Source organism: Myxococcales bacterium, from assembly GCA_012517325.1.
GTDB lineage: Bacteria > Lernaellota > Lernaellaia > Lernaellales > Lernaellaceae > JAAYVF01.
Window position 1 is genome coordinate 1 of record JAAYVF010000025.1, and the last position, 16,505, is coordinate 16,505.

General features: G+C 65.7%; 12 protein-coding genes. 6 read left to right on the top strand and 6 right to left on the bottom strand.

The genetic code is table 11. The features are described from left to right. The 3 genes from GX444_04820 to GX444_04830 form a co-directional block, all read left to right on the top strand. The coding region (locus tag GX444_04820) for a hypothetical protein (protein ID NLH47911.1) at nt 1-846 on the top strand (846 nt) is incomplete at its 5' end. A 20-nt stretch (nt 847-866) separates the two neighbouring features. Beyond that, a complete protein-coding gene (locus GX444_04825) occupies nt 867-1,850 on the top strand; it encodes a peptidylprolyl isomerase (GenBank protein ID NLH47912.1) in 984 nt (327 codons plus the stop codon). Between the two features lie 9 nt (nt 1,851-1,859). Beyond that, the gene (locus tag GX444_04830; protein ID NLH47913.1) at nt 1,860-2,855 is read left to right on the top strand and encodes a hypothetical protein; all 996 of its coding nucleotides are present in this window, start codon (nt 1,860-1,862) and stop codon (nt 2,853-2,855) included. A gap of 21 nt (nt 2,856-2,876) precedes the next feature. On the opposite strand, the gene GX444_04835 is transcribed toward GX444_04830, so the two are convergent. Next, complete coding sequence (locus GX444_04835; GenBank protein ID NLH47914.1) at nt 2,877-4,331, bottom strand: B12-binding domain-containing radical SAM protein; 1,455 nt, start codon at nt 4,329-4,331, stop codon at nt 2,877-2,879. Between the two features lie 82 nt (nt 4,332-4,413). Between GX444_04835 and GX444_04840 the strand changes: the two genes are divergently transcribed. Further along, nucleotides 4,414-5,730 (top strand): SGNH/GDSL hydrolase family protein, encoded by a 1,317-nt coding sequence (locus GX444_04840; protein ID NLH47915.1) that lies wholly within the window; start codon nt 4,414-4,416, stop codon nt 5,728-5,730. A 158-nt stretch (nt 5,731-5,888) separates the two neighbouring features. Here GX444_04840 and GX444_04845 read toward each other — a convergent pair whose 3' ends face one another. From GX444_04845 to GX444_04865, 5 genes are read right to left on the bottom strand one after another with little or no spacing between them, the layout of a single operon-like run. Next, the gene (locus GX444_04845; protein ID NLH47916.1) at nt 5,889-7,481 is read right to left on the bottom strand and encodes a WD40 repeat domain-containing protein; all 1,593 of its coding nucleotides are present in this window, start codon (nt 7,479-7,481) and stop codon (nt 5,889-5,891) included. A 20-nt stretch (nt 7,482-7,501) separates the two neighbouring features. Then, entirely contained in the window at nt 7,502-8,890 is a 1,389-nt protein-coding gene (locus GX444_04850; GenBank protein ID NLH47917.1) for a B12-binding domain-containing radical SAM protein, read from the bottom strand. A 39-nt stretch (nt 8,891-8,929) separates the two neighbouring features. Further along, nucleotides 8,930-10,324, bottom strand: a complete 1,395-nt coding sequence (locus GX444_04855) for a B12-binding domain-containing radical SAM protein (GenBank protein ID NLH47918.1) — start codon at nt 10,322-10,324, stop codon at nt 8,930-8,932. Nucleotides 10,325-10,347: 23 nt separating this feature from the next. Then, nucleotides 10,348-11,391, bottom strand: a complete 1,044-nt coding sequence (locus GX444_04860; GenBank protein ID NLH47919.1) for a radical SAM protein — start codon at nt 11,389-11,391, stop codon at nt 10,348-10,350. Beyond that, nucleotides 11,388-12,887 (bottom strand): B12-binding domain-containing radical SAM protein, encoded by a 1,500-nt coding sequence (locus GX444_04865; GenBank protein NLH47920.1) that lies wholly within the window; start codon nt 12,885-12,887, stop codon nt 11,388-11,390. Before GX444_04865 ends, GX444_04860 begins: the two co-directional genes overlap by 4 nt. 248 nt (nt 12,888-13,135) lie before the next feature. Between GX444_04865 and GX444_04870 the strand changes: the two genes are divergently transcribed. Together GX444_04870 and GX444_04875 are read left to right on the top strand one after the other, a co-directional pair. Continuing rightward, complete coding sequence (locus GX444_04870; GenBank protein ID NLH47921.1) at nt 13,136-14,524, top strand: hypothetical protein; 1,389 nt, start codon at nt 13,136-13,138, stop codon at nt 14,522-14,524. A 176-nt stretch (nt 14,525-14,700) separates the two neighbouring features. Then, nucleotides 14,701-16,422, top strand: a complete 1,722-nt coding sequence (locus GX444_04875) for a hypothetical protein (protein NLH47922.1) — start codon at nt 14,701-14,703, stop codon at nt 16,420-16,422. Nucleotides 16,423-16,505: the final 83 nt, after the last annotated feature.

Genomic DNA, 16,505 nt, shown 5'->3' on the forward strand with positions numbered 1-16,505 from the left:
CTCGACAAGCTGGTCGAGGAAGATCTGTTCTACCAGGAAGCCCTGCGCCGCGGCCTGGACAAGGACGCCGAATTCACCAAACGGATCGAGCAGATCCGCCAGGGCATTCTCGCCAGCATGGTCAAAAAAGAGCTGTACGAGCAGGAATTTTCCGTCACCGAAAACGAGGTCAAGGACTACTACGAGAAGAACAAAGACAAGTTCATGACCCCGGAAACGGTGAAGGTGAAGCTGCTCCTGGTCCGCGTGAAGCGCAACGCCACGCCGGAAGAGGAAAAGCAGGCCAAGGCCAAGGCCGATCAGGCCGCGAAGGAACTGAAGTCCGGCGGCAACTGGGATAAGATCGTCGACAAATATTCCGACGACCGCGCCTCGAAGAAAAAGGGCGGCTTGCTGCCGAAAGTGCGCAAGGGTCTGCGGGGCGAGGAATTCGACGCCGTGGCGTTCGCCATGACCAAGCCGGGTCAGATCAGCGACGTTTTCCGCGATAAGCGCGGCTTCAACATCATCCAGTTCGAGGAAAAAGAAGACGCCAAGGTGAAGGACTTCGAGGAAGTTAAAAGCACCATCGACCGTCGCCTGAAGCAGGAAAAGCTGAAGGAAAAGATGGATTCCACGATGGCCGGTCTGCGTTCCAAGGCCAACGTGAAAATCAATGAAAACGTGCTGGACAGCATCCAGGTCGACGTGGGTCCGGAAGGCGCCGAAGGCGCCGGTGGCATGCCGGGCTTGCCGCAGATGGGCGGCCCGCAGGGCGCTCCGGCGGCTCCGGGCGCCATGCCCCCCGCTCCGCCGGCGGGCGGCGCTCCGGCTCCGGCTCCGGCTCCGGAATCCGAGGAGGAATAGTCATCGGATCCCAGGTTCGTTTGTCACGGGGTGGCGGCCGGCGACGGCGCCACCCCTTTTTCATCGGCCGCCGCGCCTTCCGGCTGGGTGGCTGGTGGCTTTTGTGTCTCTTGCTGGCCGCCTGTCGCGAGGATTTGACGTTGCCGGAAGGCACGTTGGCCCGGGTCAACGGAACGACGATCGCCGTCGCCGATTTCAACGCGCGCTTCGCGGCCGCCGGCCAGGCCGCGCTCTCGCCCCTGCCCGCGGATCGCGCGCCGCGGTTGGCGGTCGAACGCGCCTACCTCGATTCGCTGATCGATCAGGTGCTGCTTTATCAGGAAGCCGCCCGGCGCGGTTTGAAAGTCGACGAGGCGGCGGCCGCCGCCGAACTGCAGGCGATGCGCCAGGGTTGGCCGCGCGATTCGTTCGACCGCGAATTGTCCCGGCGGCCGGAAAGCGGCAATTGGCTGGCCGAGGAACTGCGCACCGCCGCGCTGGCCAAACAATTGCTCGCCCAGGTCGTCGAACCCGCCGTGGCGCTGACCGAGAACGAGCTGCAAGCCTACTATCAAAGCCACGCCGATCAATTCCGCCACGCCGAACAGGTGCACCTGCGGCAGATCGTCTGCCGCGACGGGATTCAGGCGACGATCGCCCTGACCCAGGTGCTGACCGGCGGCGACTTCGCGGCGGCGGCGCGGGAATATTCCATTGCTCCCGAGGCGGGGCGCGGCGGCGACCTGGGATTCATTTCGCGCGGCGAATTGCCGCCGGAGGTCGAGGAAGCGGCCTTCCGGTTGCCGGTCGGCGAGGTCAGCTCGATGGTCGAGACGCCGTTCGGGGTGCACATTTTGCAGGTGCTCGAGCAGTTGCCCGCTTCCGCCTTGACCTTCGCGCAGGCGCGGCCCACAATCGAGCGCACGCTGCGTCGGCAGCGGGCCGACGCGCGGTGGCGCGACTGGCTCGGCGAACTGCGGCGCGGCGCGAAAATCGACATCGACCTCCACCGTTTGCCGGGTTAGGAGAATAGGTTGCGCAAGGTTTTCCTTCTTTTGTTGGTGCTGTTGGCCCTGGCGGTTAACGCCGGCGCGGGCGAAACCGTGAACCGGATCGCCGCCGTCGTCGACAACCAGGTCATCACCGTCTTCGAAATCGAACAGATGGCCCTCCCGGTCATCGCCCAGGCCGCGCAGCAAAAACCCAACATGAGCGAGGCCGAAAAGCAGATCACCGCCGCGCAGATCAAACAGCAGCTTCTCGACACGATCATCGAGCAGAAACTGATCGAAAACGAGGTCGCCCGCCTGGGCATCGAGGTCACCGACCAGGAAATCGACACCTACGCCGAGCGGGTGAAGAAGGAAAACAGCCTCACCGACGAAACCCTGAAAATCGCCCTGTCGCGGCAGGGCCTGACGATGCAGGATTTCCGCGACCGCCTGAAAAAGGAAATCATGCGCGAGCAGTACGTCTCGTTCCGCATGCGCGACAAGCTGCGCGTCCGCGACGAGGACGTGCGGTCCTACTACAAGCTGCACCCCGACGAGTTCGCCGCCGAGCCCGTGGTGAAGATCGCCGAACTGCGCCTCAACGTGCCGCCCGACGCCGACGAAGCCGCGCTGCAGGCGGCCTTCGCCCGCATCAACGGCCTGTACGAGCGCCTGCTGGCCGGCGCCGACTTCGCCGAACTGGCGCGCGAAAACAGCCAGGGGCCGACCGCGGCCGACGGCGGCATGCTCGGCGAGTTCAAGCTCGACACCGAGCTGCAGGACGTCTACCGCAAGGCCGTGCTGCCCCTCGAACCGGGCCAGGTCTCGACCATCTACCGCGACCGCAACGGCTTCGCGATTCTCAAGCTGGTCGAAAAGAAAATGGGCAACGTGCTGCCCTATTCGCAAGTGAAGGAAAAAATCCGCTCGATTCTGCGCCGCGAACAGGCCGATCGCGAAATGGAGCGCCTGGCCGCGGAACTGCGCCGCAAATCCTTCGTCGACATCCGCGTCAATTTTCAAAAGGCAAGCGAATAGCCGATCGGCAAAAGCGCCGGCTTACGAAACGTCGAACAGGCGGCGGAAAAGCGCGGCCTCGGGCAGCAGCGCCAGACGGCCGCGCCGCAGGCGCCAGCGCGCGTAAGGGCGATAGCAACGGGCAAGGACGCGGTAAAGCGGGTTGGTATCGTACTGTTCGAGCTTGCGGTCGGCGAAGATGCTCAGGAAGTACAGCCGGCGGTGGCGTTCGCGGGTCGCCTCATCCTGCCAGGGCGTCGCGGCGGCACCGGAATGGAAATCGCGCCAGCCGTCGAGCCGGGCCGGCGGCGTAAAGCCCAACTTCACGGCCCGCGCGAATAATGCGGTGCCCGGATACGGCACTACCTGATAAAACGGCGACACCAGCGCGGCCGGGTTTTCATCCAGCAATTGCAGCGCCAGGTGGCGCGTCGCCGCGGTGTCCGCCGCGGTTTCATCCGGAAACCCCACCATGAAGTTGTACCACGGGCGAATGCCGATCGCGCCGAGCCGGCGGTTGAGGGCGACCACGCGGTCCAGGTCCAGCCGCTTGCCCATCGCTTCCAGGAGACGCGGCGAGCCGCTTTCGACGCCCATGTCCAGGCGCACGCAGCCGCTGCGGCGCAGCAACCGCAGATCCTCGTCGGCCAGTTGCGAAATCACCTGCCCGTGCGCCCCCTGCACCTGGTAGGTGAGCGCGCCGCCCGCCGCGGCGAGCCCCGCGGCAATTTCCAGCGCCCGTTCCACCCGGCCGAAATAGTTGTCGTCCACCAGCGACAGGTGGCCGACTTCCGGCCGCTCGCGCCGCAGCCGCGCCACCCGGTCGAGCACCGTCGCCGCCGACTGCCCGCGCCAGTGGTGTTGGTGGTAGACGGCGTTGTAGCAATAAGCGCATTGCGAAAAGCAGCCGCGCGAGGTTTCGAGGTAGAGGGTCGGCCGGCCGTTGGTGAGGAAGTAGGGCGCGGGGCCGGCCGCCGCGTATGGCACCTCGGGCAGCGCGTCGAGAGCGGCGAACGGCCGCTCCGGGTTGTGGACAATTTGCCCGTCGCGCTTGAAGCTCAGCCCCGCGATGCCGCCGGGATCGCCGCCGTCCGCCAGGCGGTCGGCCAACTCGGCGAGGGTGTGCTCGCCTTCACGGCGCACCACGTAGTCGATCGCCGGTTCGGCCAACACCTGATCGGGAAACAAGGTGGCGTGGATGCCGCCCCAGACGATCGGCGCGGGCGAGAGTTCGCGGGCGAAGCGTGTCGCCTCCAACGCGGAAAACAGTTGATTGCCGGTGATCGACGTGACGCCGATCAGCAGCGGCTGCTCGCGGATGAGAGCCCGCAGCGTATCGCGCCAGCCGCGGTCGGCGCGCTGATCCACCAGCCGTAGCGGATGGCGCGCGGCCGCCAGCCGCGCCGCGCTGAGCAGCGACAACGGCAGGGTCGGCCGCGTCTTGCCGCTGTCGAAGACGTTGGTGCGCGGCTGGATCAGAATCACCGGTCGTTCCATGCCGTCATCCTAGCACAAACGCGCTAGCCGCCCGAATGTCTCCTTTGTTGCATCGAGGGGTGGTTTTGCAATAATAGCCGCCATGCCTACCCATGGGCCGAACACCAGCCGCGGCGCCTTGATCATCACCGGCAGCTACCGGCTGCTGACGCTGTTTTTTCTGCCCTATGCCTTTCTCTATCTGACGATGTCACTCTGGGATTGGCACGCCTACGCCAAATGGCCGGCGCCCTTGCTGGTGACAGCCGCTTGGGCGCTGCTGATTTGGACGCACGCGGCGGGGTTTCGGCAAAGCCGCTACCTGTTTTTTCCGGCGCCGCCCGCCTGGTGGCCGGCGTGGCCGATCCGGGCCCGCGTGCCGCTCTTTCTGCTGGTCGGCGCGTTGATGGTGTTCTCGCTGCCGATCTCGGGCTACCTGACGTTCTTTTTCGCCTGCCTGCTGCAATTCTATCTGTTGTCGTCGCTGACGGCGGCGTGGTTTCCGCGCGCCGACCGCCGATCGCGCGGCGTTCCGGTTCGCGGCGCCGGGTTGTTGCTGGCGATCGGCCTGTTGTTGCTGACGGCCGAGGGAATGAATCGCACTTGGTGGTTCGGCATCTTTCGGCCCGACGCGACGGCGGGCGTCGCGTTGCGGCAAAACGATTGGTACGGCGTCAATGCGGACGGCTATCGCGGCCCGCGGCTAACCGCCGCGCCGGCCCCGGGTGTCCGCCGCCTGTTGTTTCTGGGCGATTCGTCCACGTTCGGCTTCGGCCTTCCCGCCGATCAGGCTTTCGCCCGCCTGACGGCCGCCTGCCTCGCGCGAAGCGGCGCGGGGAAATTCGAGGAGATCAACGGCGGCATTCCCGGCTACAACCTGCTGCAGACCGAGATCGCCTGGCAGCGGTTGCGCGGGCTCGCGCCGCGCGCGGTGGTGGCGATGGTCGGCTACCATCACGAGTCGCTGGGGCGGTTTCTCGCGCGGCAATCGTCGGCCGCGCAAGGCGCCGGTTGGCTGGCGCGGCTTTTTGCCGGTTCCGAAAAAATCGGCCTGACCCTGCCGACGACCGTCGGCATGTTGTCGCAATCCTGGCGGATCTGGGGCAGCGAATCGCCGGACCAGGCCGCCGACCGCGAAATTTTCCGGCAGACGCTCGAACGGTTGATCGCCACGATCGCCGGCGAGGGATTGCCGCTGGTGCTGGTGGCCTACCCGTCGCCGCAGATCGATCCGGAGGTCGCGCAGCAAATCGAGGAAACGGCCGCGGCGCACCAACTGCCCTGGATCGACTTGCGGCCGGAATTTTTCAACGCCGCGCCGCCGCTGTTGCAGCAAGACGAACTGCACCCCAACGCCGCCGGCCATCGGGCGATCGCCGCCGCGCTTTGCCGCCATTTCCAGGCACACCCGATTCCCTAGTTTTTCGGAACCACGAATGAACACGAAGTGGATTTTTTTAAGACCCTCATTCGCGGTGATTGTCCTCTCCCGGTGTGCCACACTTTCAACCGAGGAACGAGGTTGAAGGTGTGGTGAAAAGTTCTCTACCAATTCTGTCTTATTCGTGGTTTCTTTTTTTATTTATTCGCGTCGATTCGCGGCGGCAGTGCGTTGCCGAGCGCCTTTTCCGGATCGACGGCGAAGCCGCCTACGGCGCTCGTCGCGTACCATTGGCCGCTTTCGGCGTCGACCTGCACCCAGCGCAAACGCGGGCCGAGAAAGATTTTGCCGATCACTTTGCCTTGCGCGGGCGAATAGACGAACAGGTTGCCGCGGAAGTAGCTGCTGATCAGCACCAGCCGGCGGACCGGATCGAAGGCGAGGTTGCGCAGGCCGACTTCCAGTTGAACGTCGCCGAGCGGCTGCAGGGTGTCGAGGTCGAGCACGCGCATTTTGCCGCTGGTCGTCGAGCCCAGGTAAGCCCGGCGGCCCCACGGATCGATCGTGCTGAAGTGGAAGCCGATGTCGCCGAACCAACGATAGGTGCGGCGCGGCGCGAGCGAGGTCTTGTCATACGTCATCACCTGCCAGCCGACGGCGTAGGTGCCGCTGACGAAAATCTGGTCGCCGAGCGGGTCCGGCCAGACGTCGTCGGTCACCATGCCCGGTGCGGCCAGGCGCGACTTCGCCTTGAGCGAATGCCGTTCCGCCACGAAGACGTTCGGGCCGTAATCCTGCGAAACCAGCAACCGGTCGCTGAGCGGGTCGTAGTGGATGAAATTCAGATTGCGCGCGGTTTGGTGCAGCGGCCGGCTTTCGAGCCGGCAAGGCGGATCGAGCGACACCTTGACCAGATCGGTGACGGTGCCCACGTAGGCGACGTTCGGATCGTCGGGGTCGAACGCGAGGTTGTCGGTGGAGCGCGAATCCAGATCCAGCGACGCGGCGAGTTCCGGCGCGGCGGGCGAAAAAACGTTCAGCCGGCGGCAGGGATTCTGCGGTCCGGTGACGTACAGTTCGCGGCCCGGCACCTTGGCCAGATACATGACCTGCGAGCAGAACGTCTCGCGCGCCCGCGGGGTAAGGTAATCGTACAGCGCCCGAACGCCGGGTTGCGCCGTGACGCGCGGCAGCAGTTCGGGAAAGACGAAACTGTATTGAACGAACCCATAGGGATAAATCATCGCCGCGAACGCGGCGACGGCGACGGCCAAACGCGAAAAAGATTCCAGCCGCCGTTTGCGCGCCAGCCAAAACAGGCCCGCGCCGAGCGGCGGCCAGAGCGCCGCGCCGGCGATCGCCGCGATCCACGAATAGTGCCGCAAGGTCGCCGCGGCGAAGATCGCCGCCAGCAGGGTCGCCGCCGCCAGAACCGCGGCCAGCCGTTTTTCGCGATCGCCCAGCGGTAAAAACGCCGCCAGGCCGACGAGCACCGCCAGCCAGAAATAGGGCGGATTCGCCCAGCGGGCCATGTAGCCGAAAAGCAGGTGGGTCGTCAGCAGGACGATCCAGTACGGTACCGCCAGCACCCGGCCGAGCGGCGGCAGCCGGCGGTGAAGGCACAAGCCCAGCCAGCAGGCCGCCAGGCCCGCGCCGCCGATCAGCGCGGCGTTGAGACGCTGGTTGACGAGCCACTGGCCGAACCACGGCGCCCAGGCCGCGCCATAGATGGCCAGCGCCGCGCCGTAAAGCAGCGTCCGTTCCCAGGGCGGGCGTTTGGGGAAGAGCATGGCCGGATTATAACCCGCCGCTATTTCGATACCAGCTTCTTGAAGAAAAACATCGTCAAAAACAACAACAGGCGGGGACGGCCCGCGAAGCGCCGCAGCAGCCGCCAGAGGCGGCCCAGCCGCAGGTAGAAGTAGGGATAAGACCAGCGTCGCGCGCGATTGAGCACCTCCAGGGGGATCGGGCTGACGTTCAAATGCGTGTCCCAGAACGAATAGGCCGTCTCGCCGTCTGGCAGAACGACGCCGGATTTTTTGGCCATTTCGTAGAGCGTTGTGCCCTTGAACGGTGTGGCGCGGTAGAGGCCGAAGGTATCCAGGCGCGAGCGCGCGGCGAAGCGGATGGTGGCGCGCATCTCCGGTTCGGTTTCGGTCGGCAGGCCGATCATGAAATTGCCGTGGACCGAGATGCCCAGGTCGGTCGCCTTGGCGATCACCCGCCGCGCCTTCTCCAGGTCGAGGTTCTTGCCCATTTCCTTTTGCAGGCGCGGCGACGCGGTTTCCACGGCGATCATGATGCGGTAGACCCCGGCGTCGCGCATCAGGCGCAAAAGGCGGTCGTCGAGAAAATCGGCGCGCAGGCCGTTGGGGATGGCCAGGTCCAGCCGCAGATCCCGTTCCAGCACGCCGGTGAGAATTTCCTCGACCCGTTCCGGCCGGAAGTTGAACAGGTCGTCGATGATCATCAGGTCGGCCACCTGAAAGTCGCGCCGCAGCCGGGCGAACATCTCCACGACGTTGTCCGCCGAGCGCGCGCGGAATTTGTCGCCCATCGAGTGGTGGCACCAGGCGCACGAAAACGGGCAGCCGCGCGCCGTCTCTACCGCCATGTAGCGGTTCCGCTTCCCGATGACGCCGATGCGCGGCAGCCGCCCGTAGGCGTCCAGGTCGATCAGATCCCACGCCGGGTAGGGAAAGCGGTCCAGGTGTGGCTGCAATTCGCGCGGCGCGCTGCGCTCGATCCGGCCGTCGCGGCGAAACGCCAGCCCGGGCACCGCCTCCGGCACGCCGCCGGCCAGCGCGTCGAGCCACTCGCGCAGCGTGTTTTCGCCTTCACCGATCGCCGCGTAATCCACCGCCTGGTCGGCCAGGATTTCCTTCCACGATAAGGTGCTGTGAATGCCGCCGGCGATGACGGGTGTTTGCGGCGCAATGGCCTTGATCGCTTGCGCCAGCCGGTGCAGCGCGGGCGCGTCGACGCTGTGCGCGCCGATGCCGACGGCGTCGGGCTGGAATTCCCGAAACGCTTGCAGGGCCAGGTCGAGCCGCTGCCAATCCAGGCGCTGGTCGTAAAGGCGCACCTCGTCGCCCCGCGTCGCGCGTAGGTAAGCCGCCAGACACATCAAGCCCAGCGGCTGCGCCCGCTCGAGGTGCGTGTCGTGAACGGCCGCCTGGATCAGCAGAACCCGCATGAGGACCGCCGCCTTTCCGCCGGTTGCCGGCGGTTCAGGTTACCACAAGAAGGCCTTGCGAATCCAAATCGCGAACAGGCCCGGCAGTAGCCGGAAACGGTTGGGCAGCGCCCGCCAGATCGCCCACAGGCGGCGCGGCGACAGGTAGAACCGGCGGTAGGCCGCGCGCTTGAGCCGGTTGAGCGCGCCGTCGGGAATCCGCGAGACGTTGACGACGTTCGCCTTGTGAAATTCGTAGGTTTTCGGATCGTCGATGAGCCGCGCCCCGGCCTCCTTCGCCAGTCGGTACAGCTCGGTGCCGCGAAAGGGAATCACGCGGTAGAACGCCGCCGTGTGCAGCGCCGAGGCGACCGCCCAGTCCACCGTGGCGCGGGCCTCGGCCTCGACCTCGGTCGGAAAGCCCAGCATGAACGAGCCGTGCACCATGACGCCCTGGGCGCGGGTGAATTCGATGATGTGCCGCAGCTTCTCCAAGTTGTTGTTTTTGCCGATCAGCTCCTGCAGGCGCGGCGAGGCCGTTTCGACGGCGTACATGCAGCGGAACATACCGGCGCGTTGCAGCCAGCGCACGCCGTCCTCGGTCATCAGGTCGCCGCGCAGGCCGATCGGGAAACTCAGGCCGATCTTCAGCCCGCGCTCCAGGATCGCCTCGGCCAGTTGCCGCAGCCGCGCCTCGCTGGCGTTGAACAGGTCGTCCATGATCACGAAATCGCCGATGCCGAATCGGCGGACGAGGTCGGCCATTTCCTCGGCGACGTTCGCCGCGCTTCGCGCCCGCCAGCGCTTGCCGTGCACCTGGTGGCAATAGGCGCAGCGGTAGGGGCAGCCGCGGCTGGTGACGATCGCCGCGTAGCGCCGGTGGCGGTAGATGACGCCGCAGCGCGGCAGCCGGTAATAGGCTTCGAGGTCGAGCAGGTCGTACGCGGGGAAGGGCAGCGCGTCCAGGTCGTCGAGATACGGCGCGGCGTTGGTGTGCGCGAATTCGCCGTGCCGCGAAAAAACCAGGTTGGGAACGTCGGCCAGGGGCCGGTCGCCGCGCAGGTATTCGACGAAGCCGCCCAGCGCCGTTTCACCCTCGTGGATCACCAGGTAGTCGGCCGCCGTGCGCGCCAGCAATTCCTGTGGGTAGTGCGTCGCGTGCGGCCCGCCGATGAGCAGCGGCACCCCCGGCAGGGCCGTTTTCAAGGCCGCCGCCAACGCCTCGAGCGCCGGGGCGTCGGGCGTCATGCCGCTGATGCCGATCAGGTCGGGGCCGAACTCGCGCGCCGCCGCCACCACCGGCGCCGGCGACTGGATCCTGAGCTGCATGTCGAACAGACGCACGGTGCAGCCGTGGTGATGCCGCAGGTAGGCCGCCAGGTAGAGGATGCCCAGCGGCATGCTGCGTTCGGTTTCCGGCGCGTAGCCGGAGGCGTAAACCAGAAAAACCTTCACTTCGTCACTCCGGAGCGCCGTGTTCAGAACCGGGGAATCCGGGCGACCGGACACTCGCGGCAAAATTCGTGCAACTCGCCGGCGCGGAAACCCGCGCGGATCGCCTGCAGCGCCTCGCCGTTCCAGACCGCTTCCGCGTCGGCGCCGGCGGCCGCGAGGGCGAAGTCGCCCGGAAAGGCGCAGCAGGGAAAGTACCGGCCGTCCGCCAACAGCGTCAGATTCGTCCACGGCTGGGCGCAGGAAATCCGGCCCGGCGGATTTTGCATCAGGTGATGGCGGCGATCGAGCGGCAGCCAGGAGTCGTCCGGCAGAAAGCCGGTCGGCTTCAGATCGAGGTAGTCGGCCCCCCAACGCCGGGCCAGATCGCGCAAAACCGGCAGCTCCGGCTCGTTGAACCGCGTCACCAGCACTTGAAAAACCAGGTGCGGCGGCCGCCGGAGCGTCCGGCGTTTGGCGACGATCCGCTCGATGTTGCGCCGCAGGCGGTCGAAATCGGCGCGGGGTTTCATCCGGCGATAGGTTTCCGGCGTGGCCGCGTCGAGGTTGATCGTCAACAGGTCGAGCCCCGAGGAGAGCAGGTCCGCGTGATAGGCGTCGTCGTCGCGCTGCAGGTTCGTCGACAGGTAGGTGGCCGACCGCGCGCGGTGGGCGTGCGCGATCATCGCCGGCAGCTCGTCGTTCCAGGTCGGCTCGCCGAAGAAGTGAAAAAAGGTCAGCAGCAGGCGGTCGGCGAACGGGTCGAACCCGGCGCGAAACGCGGCCAGGCTGAGCTTCGCCGGGGCGCGGGGCGGCGCCAGGGTCTGCCAGCAGTAGGGACAGTTGACGTCGCACTCGCTGTCGGGATCGGCGCGAAACAGGTACGGGCGCGCCGCCGGCCGAACCGCGCGGCGACGATAGTCCCGTTCGGCGGCGAACAGGTTGGCGAACTTTTTCGCGCCGCCGTAGCGCCACGCCAATTCGGCCAGACGCGGTAGGCGGCGCAGATTGAACAGCGGCAGCGGCGCGTACGGCCGCGTCGTCGGCGTCAACGCGCCGGGATACGGCCGGCGGGGTGATGCGGGACTCATCGCCCGGCTCCCGGGCCGCCGTTGCGGACGCTCGGATAGCGGGCGAGCAGCAGGCCCGGCCAACGGCGGCGCAAGCGCCGCAACGCGACCAGGCGCAGCGTGAGCAGCGTCGTGCCGACCTGCCGCAGCGCGTAGCCCGGCAGGAATCGGAGCGACAGCCAGACGCGCCAGCGGCGCGGATTCAGGTAGAACGCGCGGTAGAGCCGGCCGGTCCAGCGGCCGAGTTCCGCCAGGCTCAGTTCGTTTTCGGCCGAGCGGAATTCCTCGGGCGAGGGATAGCAGCCGTGGCCGATTTCGCGCCAGATGTCGATGCCCCGGGCCTGCCGCGCCTGATCCAGCACGGCGGAGTCGATGATCGGCAGCGTCTGGATGAACTGCGCGAAGTCCAGCGGCAATTCCTTGACGAAGGCCAGGGTGCGGCCCAGGCTGGCGGCGGTTTCGCCGCGGTTGCCCACCATGAAAAAGCCGAAAACCATGATGTTCCGGGCGCGGATCCAGGCGACCGCCTGGCGCATCGTTTCCAGTTTCATCGGGCGCTGCAGGCCGGCGAGAATTTCCGGATCGCCGGATTCCAGGCCCAGGCTGATGCGCACGCAGCCGGCCCGCGCCAGCAGGTCGATCAGTTCGGGATCCACCAGGTCGGGCCGCGTCCGGATGGTGAAGGTCAGGTCCAGGCGGCGGCCGGCGAGCCGGCGGCAGAGGTCGAGGGCCCAGTCGCGTTTCGCCGTGAAGGTCGGGTCGAGGAAGGTGACCTCGCGGATGCCGTGGCGATGGACGCATTCGTCCAGTTCGTTCAGCACGCTGTCGACGCTGCGCCGGCGATACGGCACGTTCCGGTCCTGGCAATAGACGCATTGGTAGGGGCAGCCGTAGCTGGCGAACATCGTGGTGAACGGCCGGCGGTAGCTCAGGCTGGTCGAATAGAGCGCCGGATCGACCAGGTCGCGGGCCGGAAACGGCAGGGAATCCAGATCGCTCACCGGCGGCTCGTCCGGCGTCCGGCACACCCGGACGCCCTCGCGGTACAACAGGCCCGGCACCGCGTCAAACCCCGTGCCCCGCGCGAAGGCCGCGACCAGCGGCACGAGCGCCGCGTTGCCCTTGCCCGTCATCGCCGCGTCCACCGCGGGCTGCGCCATGGCGTCGTCGGGGTAGTGGCTGGGGAAATGGCCGCGCACGACCAGCGGCGCGCCCAGGCGGCGCTTCAATTCGCTCAAATCCGCGAAATTCCGGTACGAATTGTAGACGTTGACGCTGCCGACGATCAGTTCGGGCGCGAAGGCGGCCAGCCGCACGGCCGCCGACTCGATTTCCAGTTCCTCGGCCTCGGCGTCGAGCAGCGCGACCTCGTGGCCGGCTTGGCGCAATTGGGCGGCCAGCACCATCAGGCCATGCGGCGGGTAACGGGTCAGAAACGACGAATAAAAGCCGAGCGGAATGACGCCCAGCGAAAAGCGGACATAATGGATCGGCGGGCGGATCAGCAGCACCCTCATGACGGTCGGCCCCGGCGATGCACGATTTTCGTTCCCTCCCGAATTCGGCTCCAACTCCGGAAAAAACCGTACACGCGGGCGTCAGGCCAGGCAAGGCCTCGAAGAAAGTTCGGGGTGAGGGAACAACAGAATTGTTCCTCCCGGAATCCTTCGATCGCCCCCTGGATGCCAACGGATACAATCTGTGCTATTAAAGACGGTCGGTCGGCGGTGAGGAAGGCAAAAAACCTAGCGTTGGAGTGAAAACCATGAAACGTTCGCTCATCATCCTGGCCTTGTTCGCACTCGCTTTGCTGACGGCCATGCCGGCTTTCGCGGTCGATATTCAAGCCGTGCAAGCGGCGATTCGCGCCTCCGGCGCCCGCTGGACCGCCGGCGAAACCTCCGTTTCGCACCTGAGCGCGGCTGAAATGGCTGAAATCGCGAACCTGCCGCTCGAATCCCCCGAGATCGAGGGCGAGTACATCAGCGAATACCCGGGCCCGAAAAAAGCCGACGTGCCCCGCCACCTCGACTGGCGCGACAAGGACGGCAAGAATTTCATCACCGGCATCAAGGATCAGCACCCCTGCGGCTCCTGCGCCACCTTCAGCACCGTCGGTTTGGTCGAATCGTGGATGAAGCTGCTCAACGACAACGAGTTCATCGAGCCCGATCTGGCGGAACAGATCGTCTGGTCCTGCGCCGGCAAGGTGATGCCCCCGGCCACCTTCTTCCATACCCTGACCTGGTTGAAAAAGAGCGGCACCGCCGACGAGGCCTGCTATCCGTACCAGCAGTCGCAATGCGACGACAGCTCGCTGGGCCGGATGCCTTGCGACGACCGCTGCTCCGACTGGCAACAGCGCGTGACCAAGATCGGCGATTACCGCTTCTACATGTGGCCCAAACCCGACGCCTACGTGCAGGAACTGCAGAACGGCCCGATCGTCGCCGGCTTCATGGTGTTCGAGGATTTTGAAGCCTACACCGGCGGCATCTACGAGCACACCTACGGCTCGATGCTCGGCGGCCACGCCATCCAGATCGTCGGCTACGACTTGGACGAGGAATACTGGATCTGCAAAAACTCCTGGGGGGAGGACTGGGGCGAGAACGGCTTCTTCCGCGCCAAGTTCGACAGCGGTTTCCTGGGCTTCGGCTACCAGGGCGCGGCGATCACCGCCACCTACGACACCATCTGCGGCCAGGATCAGGCGCCGGAAATCGCCAACCTGCAGTTGACCGCGGCCTCGCTGCCCGAGAACGGCGACCTGGAAATCAGCTTCGGCTACTCCGATCACGAGGCCAATCTGGCCGGCGGCGAACTGTTCTACGCGGTGGATGAAGGCGACGCGACCCGCTACGTCGATCCGTTGCTCGACCTGACCGGCACGGTTTCGAAAGCGCCGGCGACGTTCACGCTGGCCGGGCCGTTCGCGCCGGGCGAGCACACGCTGACGGTTTACGTCGCCGACCTGTGCGGCGTGGCCAGCAACGAATTGAACGCCACCTTCACCGTCGCCGGCGAAATCGACGACGACAGCGCGGATGACGACGCGGCCGACGACGACGCGGCGGGCGACGATGACGGCGCGGGCGACGACGAGGCGACGGGCGACGACGACGATGACGACAACGGCGGCTGCGGCGCGTAAGCGCGGCCGTTCAGGCGAACCGAACCGGGAGGCGACGCGGGTCGCCTCCTTTTCTTTAAGGCGCCCGCTGGGTTGGATCACCTCTTTCCTTTTTCTTCGGGCGAGGATATGAAAAGAACCGAGTGGCGATAAACGGCAATCACGGCCGGGTCCGCCGGTCAAGGAACAGGAGAGGAATGATCGGTAACCCACCACGCACCAGGCTGCCGCGCGAGGCCGCTTTTCGGCGGTCGCTTCGCCGGAACATCCTGCTGCTGGGTTTGATCGTCCTCTCCCTGCTCTGGCGTGGCTATTTGGTTTTTCACTTGTCCTACAACCCCGACGAATTTTTTTCGGCGGGCGGCGCCGCTCGCCTGCAGCAGCGCCAGTTGCCGCTGCTCGACTATCCCGAAGGCAATCCACCGCTGTTTTACGGCGTTTTTTCACTGGCCTATCACTTTCTTCCCCTCGACGAGCGCCTGCTCGACCGGCTGCGGATAATCAATTGGTTCGTGGTCGTTTTTTGGTATCTGCTTTTCTTTCGGCTGGCTCGCCGGTTGTGGAACGACGAGGTCGCCTTTTGGTCGCTGGGCCTGCTGAGTTGCTTCGTTTTCATCACCTGGCGCACGGTTTTGTTTCGCCCCGATTCTTTCGGATTCCTGCTGTTGTGGCTTTCTTTTCTGGTTCTGTTGAACGATCGGCGGCCGTCGCGCCTGAGGCTTTTCCTGGCCGCCGGTTTGCAGGGATTGGCCGCGATGGCCTATCTGCCGCTGGCGTTCGCGATTCCAGCGACGGCGCTCTGGTTGTTTCGCCGGCGGGACGGCCGGTGGGAATGGGCGGCGGCCGGGCGCGCCGGATTTCTTTTTTTCTTCGGAGCGGCCGTCGGCGCGCTCGTCAGTTACGGGATCATTTTGAGAAGCCGGACGTTTGCCGGCTTGTCCGCGCAGCTAGCCGATTTTCGTTTCGATTCCGTTTACCAGCAGTCATTGACCGTTGATACCCGGGAAATTTTCCTGCAGGTTTTATTCGGCAATCCCCTGGCCTGGTTGTTGGTGCTGGCGGCTTTCGCGGCCGCCCTTTACGCCCGGGTCCGCGGCCGGGACGACGATCCGTTTCTGCTCTTTTTCCTGTTGCAGTTCGCGACGAGCCTGGCGGTTTTCCCCCTGCGGCGGCACGTTTACGAACAGCATTACTTCGGCCCAGCGGTTTACGGGTCGGTGCTGGCCGGAGTCGGGCTCGCGAAGGCTTTCCGGTTCTGGCAAAAGTCGGTTCATCCGGCGCGGGTTCTGTTCGCCGCGCCGGTCGTCGCCGTGTTGCTCGCGGCAACGGCGCTGGCCGGCACCTGGCGGGAATTCGACGGCTGGCGAAAGCTGGATGCGCAAGCGACGGCCGCCCGGGCGGAAGACCGGAAAACGGCCGCCGCGCAAGGCGACCGGTTCACCGTCGAACAGGCCCGCGACCTGTTGGCGCGGCGAGCGAACGCGTTTCATCCGTTTTATTATTTTTCGCGGACGGCTCGTCAGGCGCAGTTGCGTTTTATCCTGGCTCATTCCCGGCCGGACCATTTCGTTTTGACCGATTGGTATACCCCACCCTTCGGGAGGCTGCCGGTGGGGCAACATCATGGGCTGCTGATCGGCATCATTTACCGCCTGCCGAACACCGCCGCCGATCCGGCGTTGCTGGCGCTGATCCGGCGATACGACCCGACCTACGATCCGGCCGACCCCGACGAGGCGGCGCATTACCTCCGCTTGTTCGCGAGTCGACCGCCACGGGTCATCCTGCTGGAAGGCTCGCTGGCGCGGTTGTTCGTCGAGGCGGAACCCTTTCGCGCCTGGTTGGGCGCGCGGTACCAATTCATTTACGAGCCGGAAAGCGGCTCGCTCTTCGCGCTCGCCGCGGCGAATCCGGCCTGAGGCATCGCCGCGACACGCTTTTTCTTGTTTTTTCCCCTCGCCGCGGGTAATCTGACGCGAACGATTTCCCGATCAAAAACGTC

Bases quoted from the DNA above. Each gene is read 5' to 3' on its own strand.
- GX444_04870 (NLH47921.1), top strand. From the start codon at position 13,136: ATGAAACGTTCGCTCATCATCCTGGCCTTGTTCGCACTCGCTTTGCTG.
- GX444_04860 (NLH47919.1), bottom strand. From the start codon at position 11,391: ATGAGTCCCGCATCACCCCGCCGGCCGTATCCCGGCGCGTTGACGCCG.
- GX444_04835 (NLH47914.1), bottom strand. From the start codon at position 4,331: ATGGAACGACCGGTGATTCTGATCCAGCCGCGCACCAACGTCTTCGAC.
- GX444_04840 (NLH47915.1), top strand. From the start codon at position 4,414: ATGCCTACCCATGGGCCGAACACCAGCCGCGGCGCCTTGATCATCACC.
- GX444_04845 (NLH47916.1), bottom strand. From the start codon at position 7,481: ATGCTCTTCCCCAAACGCCCGCCCTGGGAACGGACGCTGCTTTACGGC.
- GX444_04850 (NLH47917.1), bottom strand. From the start codon at position 8,890: ATGCGGGTTCTGCTGATCCAGGCGGCCGTTCACGACACGCACCTCGAG.
- GX444_04865 (NLH47920.1), bottom strand. From the start codon at position 12,887: ATGAGGGTGCTGCTGATCCGCCCGCCGATCCATTATGTCCGCTTTTCG.
- GX444_04875 (NLH47922.1), top strand. From the start codon at position 14,701: ATGATCGGTAACCCACCACGCACCAGGCTGCCGCGCGAGGCCGCTTTT.